The organism is Streptomyces calidiresistens (genome assembly GCF_014141525.1).
Classification (GTDB): Bacteria; Actinomycetota; Actinomycetes; order Streptomycetales; family Streptomycetaceae; genus Streptomyces; species Streptomyces calidiresistens.
In genome coordinates this window covers 1-2,170 of the sequence record NZ_VKHS01000858.1, presented here as the reverse complement: position 1 = coordinate 2,170, position 2,170 = coordinate 1, and the positions used below count along the sequence as shown (strand labels likewise).

Annotated in this window: 2 protein-coding genes; both read right to left on the bottom strand. The window is 62.8% G+C overall.

From position 1 onward, the window contains the following. Nucleotides 1–1,325: 1,325 nt before the first annotated feature. Entirely contained in the window at nucleotides 1,326–1,835 is a 510-nt protein-coding gene (locus FOE67_RS23505; RefSeq protein WP_182666844.1) for a hypothetical protein, read from the bottom strand. A 1-nt stretch (nucleotide 1,836) separates the two neighbouring features. After that, nucleotides 1,837–2,170, bottom strand: a 334-nt coding sequence (locus tag FOE67_RS30680; RefSeq protein WP_369075296.1) for a polymorphic toxin type 24 domain-containing protein, incomplete at its 5' end; no start/stop codon positions are given.

The following is a 2,170-nucleotide window of genomic DNA, read 5'->3' as shown; positions in this document are numbered from 1 at the left end:
CCTCCCGATGTCCGCCGGTTTCCCCCGCCCACCGCACCCGGGTCCGGCTCCCACCGTCATCGCCCCCGCCCCGGGCGGCCCGCCGAAGCACTTGAGTCTTTCCCAACCCCGGGTGGTCGAGGCGAGGTGAAGGGTCGGCACGGCAGGCGTCACCGCTATCCGAGTTCCCCGGTCTCCCGGCGGCTCCGGGCTCACCCTCCCCCGCGTCCACGGGCGATACCCCGGCAGTCCAACGGATGAATCCCGTTCAAGGCTTCTCCTCGCAGCGGAAATAGGCCCTCCCCGAAACCTTCGGGGATCGAAAACGAGTGGAATCCGTCAAGATTTCGGAGTGATGAACGAAAACCTTTCCCTCAGCCTCTTCCGATTCGATCACCCCAGTCCCTCCTCCTCGTGCCGGAATTCGACCCTGTCGATCACCCGCCCCCGAGGGCTATCGGAGCGCCCCGCCCCCTTCATGAATCGAATTCTCATCACCAATGGGAAAGGAAATGGGGAGCGCCTCCCTTCCCGCCGGTGGGGTGTCGGAGGCGGCGTTCAAACGTTGGCATCCCTCCACTCCGAGGATGGTCAGGGCACCCAGCACGAGCAGCACACCCGCGACGATGAGGCGGGCCCAAGGTCCTCCCATGACAAACTCTCCCTTCACGTGGAAGTCCTCACGCGACCAACGCTCCACGAACATGCCCGAGAGGAAAAATTTCGCATGGGAAGTTCTTCGGAGCCGAAAGCACCCTACCCGTCCGGGACCCTCCGAGCGTGTGCTCCGAGGAAACCGATGCGTCCGGTTCGGGTCCCTCGGCCGAAACACACCACAGCGGTTCCCGGGGTCCGAAGACACGACTTCGTGGGTTTCCGGGGCCCGGAGGTGCTCCACACGGCCGCCCCGGCCGAGCACGGTGGCGGATGATCGCCCTCCAGGTGGAGTCGGACCGGCAGGTCCACGGCCTCCACGGTCTGCTGCGCGCCGGTCGACGGCTTCGGCGCCTTCCTGACGGCGGCACCTGTCCCGGCGCGGGCTCACCGGGAGGACCTGAAACCCCCTGGCGCCCCCGAAGAAGACCCGGGGCCGCCGACGCCCCGCCCCGAGGGTCGCCGAACAGGCCACCCTCGACGAGAGCTGAGCCGGGCGGAGGGGTGACCGGTGGCTTCACCCGTCACCCCTTCGCCCGCACCACCGATCCCCGGGGCGGTTCCGGGTGTCGGTCGGCCACCGCCCGCCCGACCGACCTTCTTCACCCCTCACCCGAAGTACTTGACCGCTTCCTCCGGGGCCCGGCCTTCTTTTTCACCGGCACACGACAGGAGATGGCTTCAAAATTTCTTCACTCCCCCTGTGACCACCAATCGGGAGGTCGGAGAACGGGATTTGCTTGGCGCACTTCGAGACATACGCCAATTTCAAATTCTGGGGCCTTGGGAGACACACGGAAAGTGCGACCAGGGAAAACCTGGGAGAGTCGAGCCGTCCACGGCTCCACAAGGAGGCGAGCGAATAGGATTTCGGTTCTCTCCTCATTCACCAAAGACCCCTCCCACATCCTGAAAATTTGGGATACTTCGAAGTAGTTGAAGGAATCGACAACATCGATCCACTCACCTCCGGAAGATCGAGCCGAAATCAGACGTCGCTCGATTTCTTTTCGCCCATAACCGTGAAGGTCCACCACCGCAGCCCCGAAAACTTCGTGCACATCCGGCCAAAACAACCACCGGTAAGGAATGGAAGCAATCACTCCCCCCAACTCGGAAAGCCAGTCGGCAGGGCGGTCGGCTTCAATTTCCGGGTGAGCTGATCTCAGGATATTCAGAGACTCTTCGGTCAGTTCTTCCATTTCAGTACCCCAAGGGTAGATTCTCTCCGGTGGCTCTTTCCCCTCTGCCTCCGCCAGTTGGGTAATAGAGTGGTGGCTCTATCCCGGCATGAGGCTTTCCAGTGCCTCGGAACCTGGGCCCTTTTTGCCAACCGCTGGGACTCCTCGGCTCATTCAACCAGGTCTGGTATCGCGATATTCTACCTGTTTCATCCCGCTCAAAAACAGTGTGATCGTACCCCGCCGCATTGGAATCAGGGGGAAGATCTTCGGCTCGCTTTCTTTTCTTGTCGGAATACCCGGCGAGTCCGAGGGGGTCTACCCAGGTCCAGGGGTTGTGGGGGTAGGTGTGGGGG